Annotated in this window: 17 protein-coding genes; 8 read left to right on the top strand and 9 right to left on the bottom strand. The window is 47.4% G+C overall.

What is annotated here, in order from left to right; translation table 11 throughout:
• The first annotated feature begins 154 nt into the window (after window positions 1–154).
• Window positions 155–1,315, top strand: a complete 1,161-nt coding sequence (gene chrA / locus F3J22_RS24770) for a chromate efflux transporter (RefSeq protein ID WP_167020791.1) — start codon at window positions 155–157, stop codon at window positions 1,313–1,315.
• Between the two features lie 59 nt (window positions 1,316–1,374).
• On the opposite strand, the gene F3J22_RS24765 is transcribed toward chrA, so the two are convergent.
• Window positions 1,375–1,662, bottom strand: a complete 288-nt coding sequence (locus F3J22_RS24765; RefSeq protein WP_167020603.1) for a hypothetical protein — start codon at window positions 1,660–1,662, stop codon at window positions 1,375–1,377.
• Between the two features lie 101 nt (window positions 1,663–1,763).
• On the bottom strand, window positions 1,764–2,663 hold the full coding sequence (locus tag F3J22_RS24760) for an AraC family transcriptional regulator (protein ID WP_167020602.1): 900 nt from the start codon (window positions 2,661–2,663) through the stop codon (window positions 1,764–1,766).
• 218 nt (window positions 2,664–2,881) lie between these two features.
• Between F3J22_RS24760 and F3J22_RS24755 the strand changes: the two genes are divergently transcribed.
• The 7 genes from F3J22_RS24755 to F3J22_RS24725 all read left to right on the top strand — a co-directional run bounded on the left by F3J22_RS24755 (window position 2,882) and on the right by F3J22_RS24725 (window position 9,025).
• Window positions 2,882–3,940, top strand: coding sequence for an NAD(P)/FAD-dependent oxidoreductase (locus tag F3J22_RS24755; protein WP_167020601.1), 1,059 nt, complete (start codon window positions 2,882–2,884; stop codon window positions 3,938–3,940).
• Window positions 3,941–4,024: 84 nt separating this feature from the next.
• Complete coding sequence (locus F3J22_RS24750) at window positions 4,025–4,654, top strand: hypothetical protein (RefSeq protein WP_167020600.1); 630 nt, start codon at window positions 4,025–4,027, stop codon at window positions 4,652–4,654.
• A 4-nt stretch (window positions 4,655–4,658) separates the two neighbouring features.
• A complete protein-coding gene (locus F3J22_RS24745; protein WP_167020599.1) occupies window positions 4,659–5,312 on the top strand; it encodes a hypothetical protein in 654 nt (217 codons plus the stop codon).
• Window positions 5,288–6,073, top strand: coding sequence for a sensor histidine kinase (locus tag F3J22_RS24740; protein WP_167020598.1), 786 nt, complete (start codon window positions 5,288–5,290; stop codon window positions 6,071–6,073). The genes F3J22_RS24745 and F3J22_RS24740 overlap by 25 nt, the downstream gene beginning before the upstream one ends.
• An 8-nt stretch (window positions 6,074–6,081) precedes the next feature.
• Window positions 6,082–6,735 (top strand): response regulator transcription factor, encoded by a 654-nt coding sequence (locus F3J22_RS24735; RefSeq protein ID WP_167020597.1) that lies wholly within the window; start codon window positions 6,082–6,084, stop codon window positions 6,733–6,735.
• Between the two features lie 305 nt (window positions 6,736–7,040).
• Window positions 7,041–7,952 (top strand): hypothetical protein, encoded by a 912-nt coding sequence (locus F3J22_RS24730; protein WP_167020596.1) that lies wholly within the window; start codon window positions 7,041–7,043, stop codon window positions 7,950–7,952.
• 164 nt (window positions 7,953–8,116) lie between these two features.
• Window positions 8,117–9,025, top strand: a complete 909-nt coding sequence (locus F3J22_RS24725; RefSeq protein ID WP_167020595.1) for a hypothetical protein — start codon at window positions 8,117–8,119, stop codon at window positions 9,023–9,025.
• Between the two features lie 92 nt (window positions 9,026–9,117).
• On the opposite strand, the gene F3J22_RS24720 is transcribed toward F3J22_RS24725, so the two are convergent.
• The 7 genes from F3J22_RS24720 to F3J22_RS24690 all read right to left on the bottom strand — a co-directional run bounded on the left by F3J22_RS24720 (window position 9,118) and on the right by F3J22_RS24690 (window position 24,894).
• Window positions 9,118–9,690 (bottom strand): prolyl-tRNA synthetase associated domain-containing protein, encoded by a 573-nt coding sequence (locus tag F3J22_RS24720; protein ID WP_240155163.1) that lies wholly within the window; start codon window positions 9,688–9,690, stop codon window positions 9,118–9,120.
• 143 nt (window positions 9,691–9,833) lie between these two features.
• A complete protein-coding gene (locus tag F3J22_RS24715; protein ID WP_167020594.1) occupies window positions 9,834–10,802 on the bottom strand; it encodes a DUF4421 family protein in 969 nt (322 codons plus the stop codon).
• Between the two features lie 159 nt (window positions 10,803–10,961).
• Window positions 10,962–11,714 (bottom strand): aspartyl/asparaginyl beta-hydroxylase domain-containing protein, encoded by a 753-nt coding sequence (locus tag F3J22_RS24710; protein ID WP_167020593.1) that lies wholly within the window; start codon window positions 11,712–11,714, stop codon window positions 10,962–10,964.
• A 6-nt stretch (window positions 11,715–11,720) separates the two neighbouring features.
• Window positions 11,721–18,665, bottom strand: a complete 6,945-nt coding sequence (locus F3J22_RS24705) for a type I polyketide synthase (protein ID WP_167020592.1) — start codon at window positions 18,663–18,665, stop codon at window positions 11,721–11,723.
• Between the two features lie 86 nt (window positions 18,666–18,751).
• Window positions 18,752–19,249 (bottom strand): hypothetical protein, encoded by a 498-nt coding sequence (locus tag F3J22_RS24700; RefSeq protein WP_167020591.1) that lies wholly within the window; start codon window positions 19,247–19,249, stop codon window positions 18,752–18,754.
• Window positions 19,250–19,407: 158 nt separating this feature from the next.
• On the bottom strand, window positions 19,408–20,919 hold the full coding sequence (locus tag F3J22_RS24695) for a hypothetical protein (RefSeq protein WP_167020590.1): 1,512 nt from the start codon (window positions 20,917–20,919) through the stop codon (window positions 19,408–19,410).
• Between the two features lie 9 nt (window positions 20,920–20,928).
• Window positions 20,929–24,894, bottom strand: coding sequence for a hypothetical protein (locus F3J22_RS24690; protein WP_167020589.1), 3,966 nt, complete (start codon window positions 24,892–24,894; stop codon window positions 20,929–20,931).

The raw sequence follows: 24,894 nt of genomic DNA, 5'->3' as shown, positions 1-24,894 counted from the left end.
GGTAAAAATGAGATAAGGCATATTTACATCCGGCATATGACAAATATAGATAGCTATAACGCTTGTGGCCGGCTATGCTGGCGGGTTGTTTTAATAGTATTTAATGCTTAATTTCCTGCTGTTTTTCCAGCTATTAACAAAGACAGCTCATACTATGCAGGAGATAAATGCCAGCGACAGCAAAGCTTTGCGGATAAAACAGGTGGCCTGGTCATGCTTTAAGTTAGGAGTAATCGGTTTTGGCGGCATTGCCGGAATGGTGGCTACTATTGAAAATGAAATGGTAGTCAGAAGAAAATGGATAGATCATCAGCATTTCACAGACATTCTTAGTACTTCTTATATTATTCCCGGTCCCAATGCAGTGGAAATTATCATGCATTGCGGAAAGGAGCGTGGCGGCCGCTTAGGACTGGTGGTGGCAGGCATCTGCTATATTTTTCCGGCGATGCTGATTTGCCTGGTATTCGGCTATTTTTACCAGCGGTACAGCGCTATTCCTGATGTGCAGGATTTTATCTTTGGTATACGCCCTGCTACTACAGCGCTGGTGATTGGTGCGGTGATACGCCTGTCTAAAGGCACCATCAAAACCAACTGGCGACTGATTACATTGTGCCTCCTTGTATTTGCAGGGGCATTATACGGCATCAACGAAGTTTACCTGTTACTTGCTGCCGGCTTCATCAACTTACTCCTCTCCATACGAAAGCCTGCTATGAGCCTGCTGCTAGGGCTGGTGGCCACTCCGGCAGGAATGGCCGCAACAACATATTCCAATTCAAAACTCTTCCTGATATTCCTGAAAATAGGCGCCATCCTGTATGGTAGCGGGTATGTACTCTTTGGTTATATGGATGAATCGCTGGTGAGGCACCAGCACTGGATTACAAGGCAGCAGTTGATAGACGCCATCGCGGTAGGACAAATAACGCCGGGGCCTATACTCTCCAGTGCTACTTTCGCAGGATATCTCATCAATGGTGTTACCGGCGGCGTGCTGGCTACCGTAGCCATCTTTCTGCCTTCTTTTTTTATTTCCTTTTTTCTGCATAAAGTAATTACCTGGGCCAGGGGCAGCCAGCGGCTGCGTTACTTCCTGGATGGACTGAGTGCTGCATCTATAGCCGTAATAGCGGTGGTGGGTATACATTTGCTGGGAGAAAACCTGAGCAGTTATAAAAGTGCCATCATTTTGCTGATATGCCTGGTACTGAGTTTTTTCAGTAAGAAAATCACCAGTCTGGCGATAATACTGATCGGTAGTATAGGTGGGTATTTAATGCTGATTATCTGCCATGTGCTGGGGCGCTGACAAAAGCAAAGGGAATATGGGCTCCCTTTGCTTTTGGGGCACATTTGCAGCGTTTACGTTTATGCGACACTGTAAATTCTTACATCGGGAACGGCTTTCAGGAAGGGTTGCAGGCCATTCACAACGTCATTTACAAACAGGTCACTCTTTAAATAGGCTGCTGCATTGACAGTCGTGTCAAAGCCATGTAATACCTGAACGTCCTCGTCTCTGATCAGTAATTCCTTGGAAAGCGCACCTGTAATATGTTCCAGGAATGGCGCCTTGTAGGCGGCGTATATGCCTGCTGCTTTTTCTCTGTCGGCAGCATCAATAGTCAATGTAATTTCCAGGTAAGTTTTTTCCATTTTCAGATTATTTAAATTGATCTCACAAATGTCGGCAGGCATAAAAAAAATGAAAATGGACATATAGGAGAAGCTATGGTAAATTCCGGCAATAGCTATTTCTAACGAACAGATTTTCTGAATACGGAAGGTGCGGTCTGTGTATGTTTTTTGAAATATTTTACAAAATAGGAAGGGTCTTCAAACCCAAGATGATAGCCGATCTGGTTGATGTTCAGGTGCGAGTGCAGGAGCAGTCGTTTGGCTTCCAGTATGATGCGCTCCTGTATCAGCTGGGAAGGTGTTTTATTGACAACCATATGTGTGAGGTCAGAGAGGGTACGGGTAGAGATATGCATACGTTTTGCATAGTCGGCCACGCTCAGGTTTTTACTGTAATTTTCTTCTATCAGGTTAGATAATTGCAGCAATTGTAATCGCTTTTCATCTACCATAAAAGGTGTGTTGCCATTTGTTTGTTCATATTCGTATTTTCTGCGTTGTACCTGTATCAGGAAGGCCTTCAGATAGGTTTTGAGTAATTCCTTTTGTCCGAACTGGTCGACATGAGGTAATTCTGCTTTTATCTGCCGGAGGTATTCGTCCAGGGTTTTATTGACACTGGCCCCGACGCAGCAGGAAGGCAGCTGATAGGGATTGTTGAATAAACTGAATTTCAGGAATAAGTTCAGCTCATTACCTGACCCTGTGAGAAATTCTTCATTGAAGTGAATTAAAACACCCTCATAATGTTTGCCATGGTCGAAGTAATGGACCTGGTTTTTGGCAATGAAGAAAATGGCATTGTCAAATACTTCATATGCTTTAAAGTCGACATAATGCTTTCCTTTGCCGGATTTGAACCATATGATCTGGTAGAAGCTATGTATATGTGGCCGCGTTGTATTGGCCTGGTGTTCGTCCAGGTAAATATGCAGGTCGTGCACAGAAAATTGTAGCTGCTGTGGCTGGTCCTGGTGCAGATGATATTCCGCTATGTTTAATTGCTCCTTTCTGGCCATATATCCTGTGTTGTATATTGGAAATTAAACATTAAAAAAAGATGACTGCCGGAGATTGCCGGTTTTTACCAGTATTTTTCTTATATCTACCATACATTTTAATAACAACAACTGTTCATCATCTACCTGAAAAAAATGTTGACAATTGCCGGATATTACCATGATTATGCTGATTTTTACTAGCATAGGCAGATGATTATAGCGGACTTTTGCCGGATATGAATAATAAGGTTGTCATTATCGGAGGCGGACTCGCAGGCCTCACACTGGGCTATTTTCTTCAACAGCGTAATATCGGATGTACAATACTGGAAGCCGCAGTCAGACCCGGTGGCAGAATACAGACTATCTACGGAAATAGAGGCACACCTATGGAGCTGGGAGCAACCTGGTTTTCGGATATGCACCAGTCGCTGAACGAATTGATCGCACAGCTCGGACTTGAAAAATTCAACCAGTTTGCGGAAGGTATATCGTTGTTCCAGACGAAGTCCTTCGAACCACCACAGGCATTTTATGTACCCGAATCTTCGGCGCCTTCTTACAGGATCGCTGGCGGAAGTGCAGCGCTGATTGCCGCATTGGCGCAGGAGATAGGAGAGCAGCATATTCACCTGGGTACAAAAGTGCACCGTATAACGGAACGTCCGGACGGGATTACTGTTGCCTGTAACAATCACCAGGAGTTCCACGGACATATGGCCGTGCTTTGCCTGCCACCACAACTGGCAGCCGCCAGTATTAACTTTGCACCAGCCTTGCCGGAAAGTACCATGAAAGTATTGCCGGGTGTACACACCTGGATGGAAGGTGCAGTAAAGTTCACCATCGAATATGATCACTGCTTCTGGCGGGAGGCGGGCTACTCGGGTATGTTGTACAGTCATGCCGGTATCATTACGGAAATGTATGATCACACCAGTCAAGACGGGAAGCATTATGCTTTTACGGGATTTTTAAATGGTGCCGCGGCCGGATATACGCCAGAAACGAGGAAGACGCTGGTCATTGCCCAGCTCCGGCAGTTGTACGGTGAAAAAGCAGGCTTATTTTCATTTTATCAGGATAAGGTTTGGCTAGATGAATATATCGGGAAGGGTAGTCTTACCCCACTACGCCCGCATCAGCATAATGGTCATCCGGTATTGCATGAGGGCTATATGGGCGGAAAATTGTTTTTCTGCGGGACAGAAACGGCCGGTAAATATCCGGGATATATGGAAGGGGCAGTAATTGCAGCAAGGATGCTGGCAGAAAAGTTTTTTTTATTATTTTAGAGACGATAACCACTAAAATCCCGCTGAATGGAACATTATACCTTCAGCATATCAACCCATACCATTATAAACACAACCCTTGCAATGACAACCCAATCCCGTAAAACAGTATTCCTGGTGATGGCTTTCGTATGTACCGCCATCGCCTCCGGCCTGATCGGTTATAACCTGCACCCCAATGCTGTTGGTGCCCATCACGATGGACCTGCGCCCGACTCCACCTATTCCTTGTCTGTAACAACAGCAAAGGATTATGTCAGAAATTATGGACAATGGACAGATTCCGTAACGCGTTACCCCGGCCTGTTAGGTGACAACATTTCCACGAAAGGGGTAAAGTTCGAAAACTCCCGTTGCCTGTGGTTCCCGGCCTGGCGTATGCAGCGATTGCTGGACCAGATCAAGGCAGATTCAGGTTCTGGTGTGCGATTCTATTTTGCCGCCTATAACGTGGATTATGACCGGAAATTTTTTAACGGTCAGGAACCTGCGCCCGACAGCGCCTACTGGGGCCTGAAAACACTCCTGTTTGTTCCTACCAGGGATAAGGTCAGTGGCCGTGATACCATCCACGTCGATTACTATCCCGGTATGCCTGGAAGTCTTGCCAGAAGAGGGTTTATTATTGAGGCTTCTGCATATGACAACAACGGCGAAATGTGTCCGCCACCGTCTAATTGCTCGGCGTTAGGCGCTACACTGCTGGAAAAGTAATCCTATGCTGCCTTATATTACTGTTAATACCTTCATGGAATGGAGCTGCTTCCTGGCAGGAGTTGTTTGTCTGCGTAAGGATAAAGACCTTGTCTGGAGACTGTTTCCTATCTATCTTTTGCTGGTCTGCCTGGTAGAAACAACGGGTATATATCTGCGTTTATGCCATCACGTTAGTAATGCGTTTCTATACAATTATTACCTGCCGGCAGAATGTATTTGTATCAGTATTTTCCTGTTTCATCTGCTGCGGCCATCCGGGCTGAAACGTCTTTTCCTGCTGCTATGGCTGGGCATTTTTATAGTGCTGTACCTGGTGGAATCTGTTCACAACAACTTTGCGCAGTACAGCAGTCAGGTGGTGGTGCTGATGTCGGTGGTTTTTGTGCTGGCATCTTTATATTACTATTACCTGGTACTTAAAAGCGACCGCTATATCAGGCTGGGTAGCTATCCGCCTTTCTGGTGGGTAAACGGCGTGCTGATATTTTATTTTGGCGGCGTGGTGACCTACATTTTTTTCAATTACCTGCTACATACACCTGCTGTTAACAGTATCCAGTTTTCTTTGAGATATATCATTTTCAAGGTGCTGAACGTACTGCTTTATGGTAGCTGGATATACGCTTTTATATGTCGTTATCGTCAACAGAAATAATTTCCCTGATCGCATGGGTAAGTGCTATCTTCCTGATAGCACCCGGGTTTCTGATCGTATATGTAGTCGTATACAACCGTAGAAAGAAGCGGCATCAGGAGGAAAAGGAGCAGCTACAGCAACGCTTCCGGCATGAGCTGCTGCAATCACAGATGGAAGTGCAGGAGCAGACACTGAAAATGATTGGCAACGACCTGCATGATAATATCAACCAGTTGCTGGGCCTGATCGTCATCACACTCAGTGCGGTGGACATAGAAAATAAGCCGAAGGCCACAGAGCGGATCCAGGCTGCCGAAGCACTGGCCAGGCGTTCTATACAGGAAATCCGTGGACTGTCGCGGCTCCTGCATGGTGAAGAGCTGATCGGGAAAGGACTTCAAAACGCCATTACATTTGAATTGGAATGGCTGGAAAAGGCAGGCCACCACCAGGTGACACATACCGGTCATCTTGATGGAATGCCAGCCATGCCTGAGCAGGAGCTGATCATCTTCCGTATTTTCCAGGAAACACTGCATAATATCATCCGCCATGCGCAGGCTACAGCTATCACGGTTGAGCAGCAATATGAGCAAAAATTACTACGTATAGGCATTACCGATAACGGGACCGGTTTCGATGTAAATGCGGCACTGTCCAAAGGTACCGGCATGGGACTTTCCAGTATCCTCCGCCGTGCCGCCATGGTGGGTGCCAGCGTTGATATACGTTCTACGCCTGGTGCAGGTACCACTGTTATTATTACTTTACCCACATAATCCGCAATATGCAGGAAAATATTATACGCATCGCTTTGGTAGATGACCACCATTTATTCCGGCAGGGACTGATCAGTTTACTGTCGGAGTACGAAGAGATATCCCTTGTATTTGAGGCTGCCAACGGCCTGGAAATGCAGGAGAAGATGCGTGCCGGCGCCATGCCCCAAGTGGTGCTGCTGGATATTAATATGCCGCTGGCGGATGGATATGCCTCCGCGCAATGGCTACGGCAGCACTATCCTGGCGTGCATATCCTGGCGCTGAGTACCTTCGAAGATGATAAGCCTGTCATTAAAATGCTGAAGAGTGGCGCTGGCGGCTATCTCTTAAAAGAATCACGTATAGGCGATGTCGTTAGCGCCATAAAAGGCATTCACGAGCAGGGCTTTTATCTCAACGACCTGGTATCCGGGAAGATGCTCCGCAATTTACAGGGACATAACGGCACTGATAATCCGCTGGCATTGCTTAGCGATAACGAAGTCAGGTTTCTGCAGCTTTGCTGCTCCGAACTGACCTATAAGGAGATTGCGGCTGAAATGAAACTGAGTCCGCACACAATCGATAACTACCGCCAGGAATTGTTTGATAAGCTGGAAATAAAGTCCAGAACGGGGCTGGTACTGTTTGCGATCCGTCATGAATTATATGTTCCATAAAAATGCATTATTACGCACCGGCAGCAGCCATTGCTTTAAAACTGATGCTGGTTTTGAAACTGGTAGGGATAATTAGAACGGAACAGGAAGAAAGGCCGGTAACGCGAATGGGAATACGAAAAAACAATCTTGAAAACTTGGATATGCTTTTTTGGGTGAATGAATAAATTGCCGGTATAAAGATCGGATAAAGCGGGATCAGCCTCCTGGCTGAAAATAGCTGATAACTACCTGAAAATAGCTGCTGGCCGGGGTAAAAATAGCTGATGATTTTCCGTTATATTTAGTGGTTCAAGTAGTTTGTAATGGGACAAAGAGCTAATTATATTATCCGGCAAGATGGACAGGAGATAGTGCGTTATCATCATTGGCGGGCAAACAGGATAGCCGGAGATTTATACCTGGGAGAGACGGTATTCCTCAATTTTGTGAGAAGCTGCCCAATCAAAGAGTATATCCTGGACCACGTCTGGATGGAAGGTTGTGTATGTATCGATATGGATAAAAAGCAATTATTCTTTTGGTCAGGGGAATTTGCCTACGATACCTCTGACATAGAATACTATTTATCACAGTTGCCGCAAAAGTGGCCTGGGTGGGAAGTGGTCATGCTTCGAAACAGGATGTATGATGCAGAACGTGCCTTTGGGCTGGATTATCTGTCGTGGCAGGAGGCGCCGGAAGATCTTGATCCGGTTTCCGAAGACTATGTGATAAATGATATTACAGAGGAATGGTCTAATACATTGGTAATTGTCAGAAATCCAGATGGTTTGCTGATTACAAAAAGCGGTAATCTGTCGGTAGATCGGATACTGAATTATGGCGTAGATATTATTCCATTGTTCAGCCATTGGCCGGTAGCAGCATTACCGCATGAAGAAAAATATGATGTACTCGATACAATATTCATCGATACTATTACAAAAGAAATATTGATAAATGAAAGCACGTTTGGTGTATGGGAACGCTCCGGGCACCTATGGCCAGGCTATAACTTTACCATGGGTGATTACGGTTACATTGGTGTGTTGGAACTGGCTGGTATTGAGGCCGCACATTTGAGAATGTCAACAGAAAAAGTAATAGAGAATTTTAACTGGCTGGTAAAAGTTGATGATGGTTTTGATCCCAACGCCTTTGCTACAGCCTTCCTCAAGGAAAATAAAGATGTGGAATTTAATCCGGATTTTTTCAATAATGTAAAGCCACAATAAACGTACTGGATAAATTGAAGCATATCTTTAAAAAATAGCGAAGAAAAGCTGGAATTAATGCAGATACATTACACATGCGGTTAAAGGCGGCATTAGCTAAAGAAATCCCTCCTGCGGTAGTGAATAAATATTTTCAGGAACATTTTAATACAGACAAATAAGTTATGGGACATAGTGCAAATTATATCATCAGGGAACATAATAAACAGACCATATACTATAATCACTGGGGGGGAGTTGATATCGCGAAAGACATGCTGAAAGGAGAAAAGGAATTTCTGAAGTATGTCAGCAGCTGTACTGTAAAAGACCAACTGGTAAGTTTTCCGTGGTTGGAAGGCATTGTAATTATAGATATTGATGTCAGAAAGCTGTATTTCTGGGAGATAGAATTTACTGATACTGCTTCTGTTATGGAGTATTATATATCACAGCTGGCCAATATTTGGGCAGGCTGGGAAGTTATACAGCTTAAGAATGAGATGTATGATGCAGATAAGATTTTGCAACTAAATTACTTCCAGCAACAAGAAATGATGATTTTTGATGAACACATTTCAGAACAGGATATCATTAATGATGAAGAAGTAGGATTTGTTGATACATTGGTAATTATCCAGGAATCAACAGGGCTGTATGTCACCAAACTAATGTTTTTACTGGATCAGATTATTCATTATGGGGAAGCGATTATTCCTTTGCTGAAGAATAAGCCGCCAATTGAATTGCCCAGGGAAGGGGATGGACTGGATAGTAGATTGATAGTGATTGATGTTGTCAATAAGCGTATACTCGTTGACGATAGTTTATTCGGTGATTGGGAAGATGCATCGGCATTATGGCCGGATTACAGTATTATAAGAGGCCGGTATGGTTATATAGGTATCCTGCGTAAAGCTGGGATAATGTGTGAGCATCTGAAAATGACGGAAGAAGAAATAAAAAAAAGTTTTTCTTCATTCATGTCACATAATGATGATTTTGATCCGACGGTATTCGCGGCTGCCATCAGGGCACAGCATGAAGATATTCGGTTTAATCCGGATTTTTTTGACAGAAAGATGCCTGACTAATCATTTGATCAGGAAGAATTTGATTACTTTTTCTATACTTATTTCCATTGAGATAAACACCCGTTTCTGTTCAACAGAAACGGGTGTAATATTTATATCTCGATGATCGTTGGCTTATGCCCGGCATAGTCCAGGAAATCATGAATCACCCAGCTGGTATTCACTTTCATATAGCTGGTGGTGGTGCCATCGCTGCAGCCATACCAGGCTTCTGATAATATGTCTTTATCTACCACTACCTCTACTTTGTTTTCTGTATCCAGCAATACCCCAAAAACAGTTGCCGCACCAACATCCGTACCCAGAACACTTTGTAGTAATTCTACTGAAGCAAAGGATACACGCGGTATACCCATGGCGCTGCTCAGGTCTTTGGTGACAAATGGTTTGCCGGCAGTAGTAATATAGAGATAGAATTTCGTCTGCTGCCTGTTACAAAGAAAGAGTGTTTTGACAGTTCGCATATCCAGCTTTTCATCTATGCGGATGCAATCTTCCATGGTAATGGCAGGCGCAGTATCTACCCGTTCAAATGTTACCGCAAACTGTGCTAATGTGCTATATACCTTTTCCTGTAAAGGCGTCTTAAATGCGGCTGGCGCTTTATCTGTTACTTCACTTATAAAAAACATAATTTTCTCCTTGATGTTAGATAATGAATTCATCCTGTAGGTTAAACCATCGGAGGAGGTGTATTGGCAGCAAATAATCTATACATGAGTTTTTAATTGTGACTTGCAAAGTTAAGCAACGGGTGCGAGATTGTGTAGTATATTCAAATGGTCCGGAAGAAAAGAAATGCCAGACTTTACAATATCCCCAGTATTTTTTTAGGGAGAGATTTAAAGCGCATACCAGCGGTAAGCGACAGCGTCCAGTAAACACGCTGCATGTCCTGGATCAGCAGATGTGTGTTGAGGTTATACCAGTCTGAACTCAGGTAGATATAGTAATTATCGCCATTATAACCACCGTTGATGGTGGCCCGCAATTCCGTAACTACACGCACTGAATAATTGCCGGTGTTTAATTCCCGCAAGGCGCCAGCTCCTGCCTGTACGGTAGGGGCTAACAGCCATTTATGGTGAACCAGGTTATAGGCATATCCTGCCTTGGGGATCACGGAAATCCACTCCGGATTCGCGGAAAGTAAGGCATAGGTGGTGGAATCTGTAATCAGCTCTTTAGAAGGAGCAGGCCATCTTACCTTATTCCAGATCCCCGACAACGAAAAATATAAGGAACCTGCAGACCGGGTCTGGTCTTCAGAAAATGCATATCCTGCCTTGTGCGAAAAACGGCTGGCATTAACAAAGTAATAGCAGTCCAAACCGGCGCTCATAAAATCAATACCGCGAAAGGCATCATATCCGTTACGACTCGCCTGCGGAATCAGCAGCCCGTTATACGATTGATAGTACGGCTGAAATACAAACCGGTGGTTCCCCCAGCGAAATTTATAGTTCTGGTATTTGAACTTAATCCTGTTGTCTAATGAAGTACCTGGTATATTGAAAGCCAGCTGCACATACAGCCATTTGTAGCTGACGTCTGCACCAATATAGGCGTTGCTGTTAGCCCGCAATTGGTAACTGTTTTTATTACCGGTAAAATTGAAATTCGTATAGTAGAGTCCGGTATATACTTCAGCCATATTTCTTTTGAGGAAAGGCCGCAGGTAGCTGCTGTCGGGCCGCGACTGGCAATCTGCCAATGTGGGTATCAGCAGCCATAATACATTCACGAAGGAGAAATATGCAGTAATTCTATAACCCATGCATACAGTCAGGAATGATGACTATTAAATTTCGCATTTTTTTGTAACAATACGAAATGCCGGTCATATGCTGTTTTTTATCTAACTAAAAAAACAGCGGCATAATAAAAAGGTAGCTGATGCCTTTTTATTATGCCGCTTCGTACATGTACTTTGAGCTTAGAACAACTTCAGTCTTTGTATGGGCAATACCAGCCAGATAGAATACCGCAGGAGGTTGTACAGGTTTTTTTTGAGGTAACCGGAGCGGCTGCCCAAAAATGCAAAACGCTGATACAGCATCTGTAAAACGGAAGATGCGAGCACATGTGCACAGATCATATTCTGGTCCCTGGCATATTCAGGCCGCATGACGTCAATGATTAAAATAAGTCTCCTTTCACCTGAATTATTCCAGGCGGTATGCGTATGTGCATCACAGAAGGGCAGGGCCTTACCATTTTCCCAGGGCCGTATTTCCTTAGACACCTGAAAGCCGCAATCAGGCAGCGCCGCTGGTACCGATAATCCCAGGTGACAACGAATGATGGCATCTGTATCACCCTGGTGCGGATTGATATTGGAGCCCGGCTCCAGCACACTCAGCGAACACGAAGTAAGGTTGGGTATCTGCCGCATCAGCTTCACTGTTTCCGGGCACTTCTTGCAGTTGTCATGCATGGTGAATTTCCAGAAATACAGCCCCATCGTCTTCCATTTTTTAGGTGGGAAAGACATGGACTTATTGATAAAGTAAGGACGTAGTCTGGCCGGTTTCTCCTGCATGAGGCCTGTAACTTCGTCTCTGATGGTTTCCCAGTTGTTTTCGAGTACACCAATCCAGGGAAGTTCTGCTGTATTATAGAAGGGAGGCTGTTCGCCGGTATACCTGCCTCCGAAAACATTATACCAGGGTTTGCGCGTATTACTCATAATGTACTACTTGATTGCTGCTGAAATAATTTTGATCAGGTCTGTACTCTTTTGCTGCACAAGGTCATGGCCCGCCTTGAGATAGCAGATGGAGAAGTCGTTGGTGGAAAGTTCCATCCAGCGGCGTACTTCGGCAGGAGGAGCAAGCGGATCACTAACGCCGGCCACTACTGTCAGCGGAACATTGATGGCTGCGCCATTGGGCTCATAACATTCCAGTACCTGGAGGTCGGCACGGAGTAGCTCACTGGTATGCTGTAATGCTTTCCTGCGCTCGGCAGCTACGCCAGGATCACCGTAACTCTTGAGTACTTCTTCTATAAAAGCTGTTTCATTCAGCTGGTGCAAAGTGCCTGTGCCGGCTGCCAGTGGCGCACCGCAACCGGAGAGTATCAGTCCTGCCGGTAACTTCCGGCCGCTACGCTGCAGGGCGGCGTAAAACTCATAGGCTACCAGTGCACCCATGCTATGCCCAAAGAAATAGAAGGTTCCTTCAGGATCGGAATAGTCGTTCAGCAGGTCGGTGATCATGGCGGGTAGTGCGGTAAAGGCTGGCTCATGACTCCTTTCTTCACGGCCACGAGGCTGTACTGCGATGATTTCCAGGTCATCGCCAAAGGCATCTGCCCAGCGCGTAAAGGCGGAAGCGCCAGACCCGGCATACGGAAAGCAATACAGCCGGACTTTCGCCGCCTGCGGCCTTTCGTTCATGGATACAAAGGCTTTTGGTATTGCTGCCGGCTGGACGGGAGTTTCCTGCGTGATAACCGGATTAACCCCTTCCTTGTTTTCGTATATCTGAGAAAAAATAAAATCACTTACCGCCTCAATGGTAGGGTAGTTGTAAGCCAGTGTTGCCGGTAGTTTGCAGTGGAAATACTGCTCCAGCTTTGCTACAAAGGAGATGGCCATCAAAGAGTCCATGCCGAGGAAATTGAAGCGCTGTCTGGCATCGATGGTATCCATGGATTCTATGAGCATCACCATGCGCAGCTCCATTCTTACTACTTCTTCTATCTGTGCCCTGGCTTTTTCCGGCGTGCTGCCAAGGATATTGTCCAGGTTATTTGTGGCTGCCTGCGTGTTGTTACTGCCTTTCGTTACGGCGGTAAACAGCGAAGGTTGCAGGGAGAAGTCGGTGAATAAACGGAATTTCTCCCAGTCTATATCTGCAATTAATGACAGCGGCATTTTTTTGGCGATGGCGGTGTCCATACATGCCAGTGCCCTGGAATTGCTCATCAGCCTGAATCCCAGCTGTTCCAGCACATGCGTCTCCTGCTCGCCGGCACTCATGCCCGCTTCGGCCCACGGCCCCCAGTTGATGCTTGTTGCCGGCAACCCCATACCGGCTCTGTATTTGGCGAGCATGTCCATGTAATAGTTGGCTGCGGTATAATGACTGAGGTCTACCGAGCCCCAGAGCGCAGAAACACTGGAGAACAGCAGGAAGCAGTCCAGGTCCCTGTCTTTGGTGAGCTGGTGCAGCTGCCAGGAAGCATCGGTTTTTATTTTCAGTGTGGCGGACAGCTGACTGTTATCAAGGTCCATTACTTTAGCAAACCAGTTTACACCGGCAGCATGTAATACGCCACGAACAGGTATGTTACTGTTGTCAAGCTGCCGGAAAATATCTGCCATGGCGGCAGCATCGCGTACGTCTATACGATGGATATCCAGGTGTACCCCTTCCTGTTGGAGTTGCAGTAATTGTTTGATCACCGCATATTCCGGATGTGTATCACTGATTTGTGCCCAGGTATCAGCCGGAGGTAACTGGCGTCTGCCGGTAAGCACCAGATGGCTGACGCCTTTTCCGGCCAGCCATTGGGCACAGGCCAGGCCCAGCCCGCCGAAGCCACCGGTAATAATATAGGCACCATCGTTGCGGAGTGTAGCCGTAGCCGTTGGTACTTCCGCAAGTGGTTGCAGCTGCGTGATATATTGCTGGCCGTTGCGCAGAGAGACGCAGTGCTCTTTCCCCGGCTGCATAACTTTATATAGTAATGCGGGAACATCAGCAGCGCTGGCAATATCTATCATCCCACCTCGCCATTCGGGATGCTCGAGGAAGAGTGTTTTTCCGAAACCCCACAGCGTGGCGGCATTCAGCTGTAGCTGATCGCCTGCCGCCGGTACGGGCTGCGCCTGACGCGTCAGCAACCACAGCGGCATTACCAGCGCACTTTCCTTTACTGCCTGCAGGAAAGGTACCAGCATACTAACGCTAACGGATGAACTATTTTCTATAATATCTGCAATGCCTGCATCTGCATAAATGATTTTCCACTCGCGCTCATTTTCTTTCCGTTGCAGGTTTACGACTTTATCAAGTGCCCTGCGGTAATCGGCTTTAACAGAACGTGCGTCGAACTGGTAGTCTGCACGGTACTTACCGCTATCGCCTTCACCGGTGCTAAACCAGTATACGCTTTTCTGGGATGCCTTTAACTGCTGTAATAACTGCCGGGTAATATCTCCCGGCGGAGCGGCCACTATCCAGTTGATTTTTTTATGAAGTATTTCTTCGGGTATACTTGCCGGAATATTGCCGGCAGCATTCCAGTTGACCTGGTAAAAACAATTGCGTAATACCTGCCTGGAGGAATGCGGCTGCCGGGATGGATTGGCGAAGGCGGTTAACTGGTCAGGACTTAGTCCTTCCAGCCAGTAGCGTTTATGCTGGAATGCCTGTCCGGGTATACCTGCTGGCAGTGCCTGGCCCTGTATCACCTGTTCCCAGTGTACCTGTGCACCTGCGGTATACATTTTACAGAGTGCTTCCAGCAGGAAATAGGCTTCTGTTCTGTCGCCCTTGCGGAAATTAAGGGTACGTAGCAGTTGTGCATTGCTACAGTCTATGGTTTCGCTGACGGCCAACAAGGTATTGCCACCGGGCCCTATTTCTACGAATTCACGGATAGGCTCTCCTGCCAGCAGCATCAATGCCTGCCTGAAGTTTACAGCCTGCCGTGTTTGTTTTACCCAGTAGTCCGCATCCGGTGCCGTGGTCATCTCACGGCCCAGACAGGAAGAAACCCATCTGCGTGCAGGCGCACTGAATGTGAACTGTTGTAAGTATTCGCGATACGTTTCCAGCATAGGCTCCATGTAATGACTATGAAAGGCCTGGGATACCTTTAACTGGTAAATGCCTGTTTGCTGCGATTTGAAATGGGCTGCCAATACATTCAGTGATTCCATGCCCCCGGAAATGACGGTTTTAGCCGGGCTGTTGATGCCGGCGATACAGATATCCGGATAGGCGGCGATAGCGGCTGAAACGGTTTCTTTATCTGCAAAAACCGTTAACATGGAACCTCGCCGGGGAAGACTATACAGTAATTCTGTCCTTTTCTTCAGGAGCAAGATGCCTGTTTCAGGTTCGAAACAGCCTGCCAGACAAGCAGCGGCGTACTCACCGATACTATGCCCCAGGAGTATATCCGGTACACAGCCTGCTTCTTCCAGTAGTATGCCCAATGCATACTGCACAGCAAATAGTATCGGCTGATACTCATGGTCCATGATCGGACTTCCTTCGTCTTTGCCGTTGATCATAGCCGTCAGCGAATAGCCGGCAGCAGGATCTTCCGCAGCAGCGGCACAGCGGTCAAAGGCACGGCGGAATGCGGGAAAATGAAAATATAATTCTCTCCCCATACTCATATACTGATCTCCCTGACCAGAAAAAATAAAACATCTTAACCCTTCTGCGAGGAGCTCATTGGGCTGGTAAATCCCTTCCCTGAAGGCTTTCAGCTTCTGCAATAAAACGGCTTTGGTATCTGCCAGGAAAGTCAGGCGGTAACGTAGATCGGTACGCATGGTGGCCTGTGTATAACAAAGATCATGAATGCCTGCAACAGGTTCCCTGCCCAGGAAATCAATCCAGTTGTCAGCCTGCCGGTGCAATCCTTCCGGAGAATGTGCAGAAAAAACAAATGGCGCCTGAAAGAACGGCGTGCTGGTGGATGCCGGCGCAGCTGCTGTAGGTACGGCTTCTTCCAGAATGGCATGGGCGAGTGCCCCACCAAAGCCAAAAGAGCTCACCGCCGCACGCCTCGGGATGCCCGGCGCCCAGTCATTCAGCACACTGGCTATTTTCAACCTGCTGCCTTCCAGGTGAATCCGTGGATTTATTTTTTGCAGATGTGGCTGTGGCGGAATTTTTCCATGCTGCAACATCAGTACGGATTTGATGATGCCGGCAATACCGGCGCCGGCTTCCAGGTGCCCTATGTTGGCTTTAACAGCGCCTACATAGCAAGGATGACCGGATTGCCCGTATATCTTTACCAGCTGCTCCATTTCTACCGGATCACCCAAAGCAGTGCCGGTACCATGTGCTTCTATATAAGACACGGTAGCTGCGTCAATATTTCCTGCTGCCAGTGTTCTTGCGATCAGCCGGTGCTGTGCCTCGCCGTCAGGGGAGGTGATGCCGTTGCTTTTACCATCCTGTCCGGTGGCGGTGGCCAGTACAGTGGCCAGTATCGGATCGCCGTCCTGTACCGCTGCTGATCTGCGTTTCAGCATGACCAGCCCGCAACCTTCTGCGCGTACATATCCATCGGCGCTGGCATCAAAAGTTTTACACCTTCCTACCGGCGACATCATCCCAAACTGCGACAATGTAATGGTTGGCCCCGGAGATAATAACGCATTTACACCGCCGGCAATGGCCTGTGTACACTCCCCATCCAGAATAGCCTTTACTGCCAGGTGAAAGGCGGTAAGAGAAGAGGAACAGGCCGTGTCTACGGCTATGCTGGGACCTTTCAGGTCGTAGGTATACGAAATACGGTTCGCCGTAAGACTATTGGCATTGCCCAGCCCCGAATAGGCGTTGAAGCTCTCCATACCAGGGATGAGCTTTATTTTCATATAGAGGTAATCGTTAGTACTTACACCCAGGAATACGCCGGTATCACTGCCGGCCAGACTTTCCTTCTTCCATCCCGCATTTTCCAGCAACCGCCAGGAAGTTTCCATTAATAGCCGCTGCTGCGGGTCTATCTCCGGTGCTTCATAGGGCGAAATGCCAAAGAGTGCCGGGTCAAACTGATCGATATCTGTTACAAACCCACCCCAGCGTGTATTTACCTTTCCGGGTACTGCCGGCTTCTCATCGTAGAAAACATCGTTCTCCCATCGGCTCGCAGGTACTTCACTGATAGCATCCGTGCCCTGCTGCAACAGCTCCCAGAAAGCTTCCGGGGAATCCGCTCCGGGAAAACGACAGGCCATCGCTACAATGACTACATCATCGTTTGCTGGTGCAGGCATGGTGTCTGCTGTATGAAGCGTGTCGGAAATGATGGGTAATGTACCCTCCAGGTAGCTGTCCAGGCAAGCTTTCCGGGAAATCTTGTAGCTGCTGGTTCTTGGAATACAGCCCGACGGAACTAATACGATATTGTCGGGTATAATGCCGTAACCTTCTGCCAGCGAGCCTTTGATATGCGCAATGAGCTGTTCTTTTTTAGCAGCATCTGTATGCCGGTGTATTTCCTGGAAAACGATCAGTTCTTCCGTAGTATTAAAATACGTAATACACACGGTGCGGTCGTTCGTGGCCAGATCCGGCTGCTGGTAACGAATACAGCTCTCCAGGTCGTTAGCGGCATAATTTACACCGCGTACAATAATGATATCTTTTGTTCTGCCGGTGATATAAAGATGCCCACCTTGCAGAAAGCCGGTGTCGCCGGTTTTTAGCAGCGTCGTATCTGTGATCCCTGCTGTGGCTTTGTCTTCCAGGTAACCGCTGCTGTTGCCGCTGCCCTGAATGTAAATTTCTCCCGCTGCTCCATCTTCCAGTAAATCACCTGTGCTGATATCATGTATGGAAATGACCACTTCGGGGTCTGTACGATAGGGGAGCAGCGACCTGCTGCTATTACCTGTATTACGTGTATGCGTCAGCGGTAGCAGCTCATCCAGTCCTGCCGCACCTCCTGCGGCCAGCAGCGTAGCTTCTGCAAGTCCATATACCGGCTTGAAGGCATTTATGTCAAAGCCGGAAGATTTAAACTTGTCTGCAAAGCGTAGTAATATTTCGGGAGATACTGTTTCTGCACCTACATAGGCGTACTTCCAGGACGATAGCTGCAAACCTTCGGTGGTACTGATTTTGCTGCAACAAAGGTCAAATGCAAACGGTGGCGCTGCGGCCGCATTGGCCTGGTACTGCCCGATTATTTTTAGCCATAGTGCAGGTGTGGCCATAAATGCCTGCGGACTGATAAATACACCGAAACCATGTTCGAAGAGTACCGTCAGTAAGTGTCCGATGAGGCCCATGTCGTGGTGAAAAGGAAGCCATCCTGCCACCCGCACAGATTCACTGCGTTGAAAGGTGCGGTACATGAATGCCAGGTTTCGCATGGCATTGCAGTGCCGTATGATTACGCCTTTAGGTGTACTGGTAGATCCTGACGTATACTGGATATACGCAATATCATCTGCTGCAATTTCCGGCAGGGTGATTACACTGATATTTTGATGGTGTAAGCGTTCCAGCACAATAAACTGAATGTCGTTCAGTCCTGCTGCCTGCATCGCTTCCCTGAACAGGGGTAATTGCTCTTCCGCTATTAGCATGGTGCGGATAGTGCGTTGCTGCAACACACGGATGATCCGCTCCATGCCACTTTTGTCTTTGCTGTTACGCACCGGCGCCATGGGAGCAGGTATGATGCCTGCCATCATACACCCGAAAAAGGCCGTGGTAAACTCGGCCTGATCGCGTGCGCATAACAATACTATTTCTTTTGGTGTAAGATGATGGTATAGATTTTCTGCAATGGTAATACATTGCTGCTTCAGGCTTCGGTAAGTATATGACGTTGATTCGTTGCCGTTAGTATCCAGGAATACAAGTGCCTTTTCGTTGGCTTTGCCAACCGGGAACCTGGATATGAGGTCTACAATCGTTGTATGCTCCATGCATAATATTTTTCAGAATTTCCGTAGAAAGGGTTTCGTATATGGACTGCCGGTATTCCTGGTGGAATACCGGCACGGGGAAAGCGTTACCAGGTTTTGGTATTGAAATAGGTGCAATTGTTAGCTGTTTTTTTATCATATGCCCTGATTTGCCTGGTGTTTCCCGCATATTCGAAGTATATATCGTAAGAACCTCCGCGGGTGGCACAATTATCAATATCCCAGTTGTCGTTTGTTGTAAATCCCATAGCAGGCCCCAGCCCGGCAACATTGGTCACTTTCTTACCATTGATGATCAGGTTCTTCGTTTGTGGAAGCTGTGACCAATCCTGATTCCAGGTGCCAATGTCGCCGATGATAATCAGCCGCGTGCTATTACCTTTGTTGGCGAATATTTTATCACAGATATCTTTTAAGCTAAGCTGCTGGTCGGTGTTAAACATAACAACATGCCCACCATATCTTTTGCCATCTGCAAAAACGGCAGTAATAGACAGACAGCTATTGATGTTAGGGTATTTAAGAATGTCCTGACCGGTTGCCTGGCCTATTTCTCCTTCATTTACGCTAATTGTATTTGCCATAATAATTATTTTAATAAATGTTAACGTTAATGGATATACGAATGATAATAGTTTGTTGATGCCTGTTATAGTTTTTGTTTATGTAGATAGAAACCGGGCCGCATTGCTGCGAACCCGGCATGTTGACTATTTACAGGGATTATTCACATACGTAACAATCAGGATGTAACCGTCAGAATGCTGACAACAGTGCTGTTGTCAGTACCTACAGCTGTTAAAAGGTAGTCGCCCACCTGCCAGTTTTCCTTCAGCGTACCATAAGCAATGGCATTGGTAGGTACGTTATAGGTAGTTTTATCAGGTCTGGTAAGTACCAGCGATTTCACGTTTTTGCCTACCCAGCTGAAAGTACCATTGCTGCTATCTTTGGCCAGATTAAAATACTGTACCTGCGGATGTGTATCTGGTTCGCCGAGGTAAAGCACCACTTTGCTGCCTCCCGGCTGCGTTATGGTTAATATATTCGGCTGGCCGCCACCAGAAGAGAGTACCCTTGCTGGCCAGTCGTACGGTACTGTTTCAGCAATCATAGTGGATAAATTACCGTTTGCGTCTCTGTCTTTGTACTTGAAGTATTTAACCACCACCGGTTTGATCTTAAAGTGCAGCTCCTCAAATGGGTCCGGCTGCGGATTGAGCGGGTCCTGGTAACCGAAGACGGTCAGCCGGTAGGTAGCGGTATCCGGCATGCGGTCGTATTTGCCTGCATAGGCGGTTACCAGGTCCTGACCAGGGACGACCTGCGTTTTTACATAGTGCGCTGAACCATTGATAGGTCTGTCTGGCTTCTTAAACTGCCAGCTGGAAGCATATTGTACGGTCTGGGTGATGGTTACCGGTTCGTCCACGTCCAGTTGGGTGTTGTCCGGCAGCAAATCAGCCTTCAAGGTCAAAGCCGAACTGTAAGCAGAGAAATCAATAATCAGGGCGGCGCTTTGATACAACTGTACAGTAGTTCTCGGATTGCTGGGATCGTTGCCATTGCCGGTGTAGGCGATCAGGGTATAGGTGATTTCTTTATCCGTTTCACCAATATTTACCTCACATTCTCCCGGCGCAGGTGGAGGAACAGTCACATCAAAGATTTTTTCCCGTGGCGCATCAGGGAAACCTATCACCTTTACATGGGTGGCGCCCGTAGTATACCAGTGCAGCGTGGTTTTCTGATCTAACCCAACAACGTTTTCCTCGAGATAAGCCAGTATATCTAATTGCTTTTGTTCCTCTTTGGTCACTGTCACATATCCTGGGCCTGTCGGCTTATCGATGACGAACTCCGATATTTCTATCTGGGCAACACCTTCCGTTTTGTTGATGGACACATCCTTAAAAGTGACTTTAATGCTGGCGCCATTGGGTAATGGTGTCTGCATCGGATTACCATCGTTATCAAAGGGAGTGCCGGCAATAACAAAAAAAGATCCATTATAGTCACAGGTAAAGTCTGTAGGATCCGCGGTACCAGTGAAGTTTTCGTCCGTCACAAGGTCCGTATCCTTGTCGCCCATAGGAAAGCTGACATCGATCGTACTTTGGTCATTGCCGCCGTCAAAGTATACCGTATCACCTGTGTTATTGGTGATCGTCAGGATGAGCTGTGCCTTGGCATTCGTCGGTATAGTGGACGGTGTAATGGTATATTTAAAAATAAGTGGTAGTGTATCTGCCATAATATTTTTTTAATTGTTTTGTGGTTCCTGGCTATTGGCGCCGGAAAGTGTAATCCATCCTTCCGTAAGCCGAAGGTTATCCTGGTCTCCTGTAGCAATTGGGGTATACTGTTCTATCTCCTGTTCCGGGTTCCAGGAGGTAACATCTTTTCGGCCTACCCATCCCCATTTACCTTGTACTTCCGCTGGTGTAGGCATCTTGATCTTATCCGGATCAAGTAATAACGGCCCTGTACGGAAGGTGGATTTCAGATTGCCCAACGCATTGGACACCGGCCCTGTAGGCAGGGTAATGTTGAATTTCGGCTGACTGCCCGGGATGACAGGAATAACACCGGAAGGATCTACCAGCATTGTCAGTTTAGTATTACTACGTTTAGGTGTCAACGTTACCGTATGTCCCTGTTTGACATAATTGGAAGCGAAACGGCTACTGGTAAACGGCTTCGCTGCAAACCCTGCCAGATTGATCTTTCCCCTGGCATTGCGTGAAAACATTTGCAGCAAATCCCGGGTTTGCCCGTCTGCACCATACACGGCATAAAAACTATTGTAATCATCTCCCTGGAAATAACCAATGGTGCCATTGCCAGCGAGATAGGCATCGCCGATCCTGATGTTAAAAGGTGTATTCAGGTACGGCGGATCAGTAGGTTGGTACGCTGTGCCACTGGTATAATATTCCCCGGTATCTTTCCAGCTCTGGTTATACATAGGCGTGCCTGCGAGCTCCATTTGCACTTCTCCACGCACTACTGCCAGCGGTCTTCCGATCAGTATGCTCTGGTTGCCGGCCTGACTTTTGAAATTACTCATCGGCCACAGCGTTACGTCTATTACACTGATGAGGTCATCATAAGCATCGGCGCCATCAAAACCGGTTTTGAGGAGGCCCATTACAAAGTCCTGTAAATGCTGGTTCTCCAGCGCAGGTGGCGCACCCAATGCCGTATTGCTTCCTGGTACTGCATCCCAGCGAATCGTATACTGGAAGTCGTTCGCCTCATTGCCGTCTGTTATCTGCCGCTGTACTTTGATGATGGAGCCCTGGTTGAGCCCATTGGCATCAAATATCATGAGGGAGTTGTCCAGGTGGTTCGGCATCACCCAGCCACAGATAGGACTGGTGAGGTCAGAGGAATTCGTACGGATGTTATCGTTATTCTGTTGCAGCAGGTCCAGCCGGACGTTTACCGGTTGCGCTACTCTTGGCGACAGCTGTGCGAATGTTTTACTGTTGCTGTTCAGATAGTTAGGACTGCTGGTAGTGAGATTCTCAGAAAAATAGACATTGGGCAATGGGTCCAATGGCGCTGCCAATCTGGGCTTGGTCATTAATACCTGCCCGAAGGAATCTACCACCCAGAGGTCTACCAGCTGGAAATGCCCTGAACGGATAGGAAAGAAGCTTTGAGAGGTGGTGTAATCTGTTAACCGCGGCCGGAAATTCAGCTGAGAATCGCCTAACAGCCTTAAAATATTAGCATCTGTAGGTGCATAGCTGAGTGCCACCTGAGAGGTAATCAGCTGTCGCGTGAAACCACTCATGGACTGTGTCAGCAGATCTATCTGGCCTATCTGATCGGCAGCTGTTTTCAGGTCATCGAGAATGTACTGCGGCAATCCATCATACATAGGGTCGTTCTGGAAGGCAGCCATTTTTGTTTTGATGACCTGTGAAGATTTTGCATTCATAACGGCACGCCCGTAGAAGACGATGCCCGAGGTGCTCAGGCTGCTACCCGTCCAGTCGTAGTCTATTTCTCCCAGGGTCCAGTCTTTCAACGAATCTGTAGTGACCGCGGCCGAAGGAATATAATTCATTTTCCAGTCCATGTATATCGGTGTCCATGGCTGTTTGGTAATGAATGCTACTGCAAATGGTGAAGGAACAATGCCTTCCATACCTGCTACGGCTGTCAATGCCTGCGGATGTACTCCCAGGGAGTTACTGTCGTTCCATACAGCTGTCTGTTGTGTCTGTATCTGCAACGTCAGTTGACTCATCTGTGTATTCGTTGGCGTTACACCTGCTTTTTCAAACCATATTTTTGCTATCAGCGCTGCGCAGGAAGTATCTAATATCATGGCTTCTACCCATAGGTCCATGGCCTCTTTAGGGAAGATATTCCAGGAAGGAATGGTTACTTTATTCAGCAGATCTGTTCCATTCACCAAAAAAGTACGGGGTGAACCACTCACTGTAAAAGTGATATTGATGCCGGTAATGGTTTGCCCGGTAAATCGTACAAACAGTTCTGTAGTATCAGTATACTGTTCGGGAGAGGTCAGCTTAGGATCCATAGAAACGCCACCCACCATAATAACAGGGTCCACAGGAGCGGAGGAAGCTGGCTTGTCAATGGCTTTCAGTACGAAGTTTTTGTCCAGTCTGCCCGCCAGTGTCTGGGCATCGGTAGTGACTTCCGCCTGTTTGGAATCCCGTTGCTGCGTTGCCGTATCGAGGGCAGAAGTAATGGCAGCCATACTGTTGGTGACCAGCGTTTTGATCTCAGTAGGTACTGACCTGGTAAACAACGATTCTTTTACACTCAGCTGAAACATTTCCTGTCGTAATGTTAGCAGCTCTTCATTCAGGTTATTTAAATCCTGTTGTTTGTTATTCAACTGTGTGAGTGCGTCTGTATCTGCGGCATTCAGGGGGATGGAATGTTGTCCGCCGGTACCGAGGATATTGTCATCAGTACTTTCGGGCCTTACTACGATCCATTCCTGGCCGCTGTAGTGCTGTTCAAACCGGTCGGTATGAATGGCCATTTCCACTGCGGTAGGGTCGCTGTTGAGCTGTGCCAGCAAATCTTTCTGAAATGCTTCCAGCGCCCTTTCTATAATTGGAATGTCGGAGTCGGGCTGCCCATTCTGTTTCGCAACTGTGGTGGCCATATATACAGAAATGGCTTCCATGGCGTTATTACCAACGGCGATGCTGACGCCTCCCTGTGGCGTAGGTACGCCGGTGCCATAGGCTAGCTGGTTACCTTTCCATTCTACAGAAGCCATGGAATGACAGATGCATTGCTTTGGCAGGTCGGGCTGGTCTTCTTTTACGCCATGTTGTAAGCGCCAGCTGTTCCAGGCTGTCATGGCCGTTTTTATCTGTGCAGGCAACTGCGGGGAATAACTGCCTTTAAGGCCATAGTTCTGCTGCCATTGCTGCCAGGACTGTATCGCTTCCTGCAATGCAGCCACACCGCCTACGGACCATCCATACTGGCCTTCCAGTATGTTCATCCAGTTGGCTTCATCGCTGGTGTCCATTTTAGACAGCATATCATCATTGGGATCATCATACCAGCCTAACAGTGAATAGGTATATTGCGCCGTACCACTGCCTACATCATCGTGCAGGGTAAATACATTCTTCACATTGTCGTAGGCTACCGACCAGGATACATCACCCGGGCCCACTGCTTTGATCAGTGGCTGCCCGTCCTTTGCCTGCCCTGTCCAGCTGGCAAGCGGCATACTGTTACCAATTGCCCGCACGGGTAAATTGGGGTCTGTTGGATACGGGTACTGACTGGCTGTATTTCTGTTGTCGTTGTTGAGTCCGGCGAGTGCATCACTGCATACAATGGTGGCCTGTAATTCAGGAGGCGCCGGATTGGGATTGTCCTTATTGGGCACCGGGTATTTGAAACGTGTGATCAGCCAGCGGTTAGGTACATATGGAAATGTAACGTCGCCGGAAGGATTGTTCACGTCGGATTGTTGTCCCTGCCGCATGCTGTAGGGGAGTGTCCACATCAGGTGTATACCTACCGGTGGGCAGGTGCCTGCCTGAAAAGGTTGTGGATCTGCCACCAGCTTCATGTAGAGGTTGTAGTAGTTGTTTCTGGTAGATGCCCACGTAGTAGCAGCGTAAAAATCGGCCTGGCCTATACGGAGGATATCCATAGGAACAGGTACCATTACAACAGGGCCGGGCCATACGGGGATATAGTTAGTAGCCAT

The sequence above is a fragment of the Chitinophaga sp. Cy-1792 genome (assembly GCF_011752935.1).
Classification (GTDB): Bacteria; Bacteroidota; Bacteroidia; order Chitinophagales; family Chitinophagaceae; genus Chitinophaga.
The sequence above is the reverse complement of the archived record's forward strand: the minus strand, read 5'-3'. Positions and strand labels throughout refer to the sequence as shown.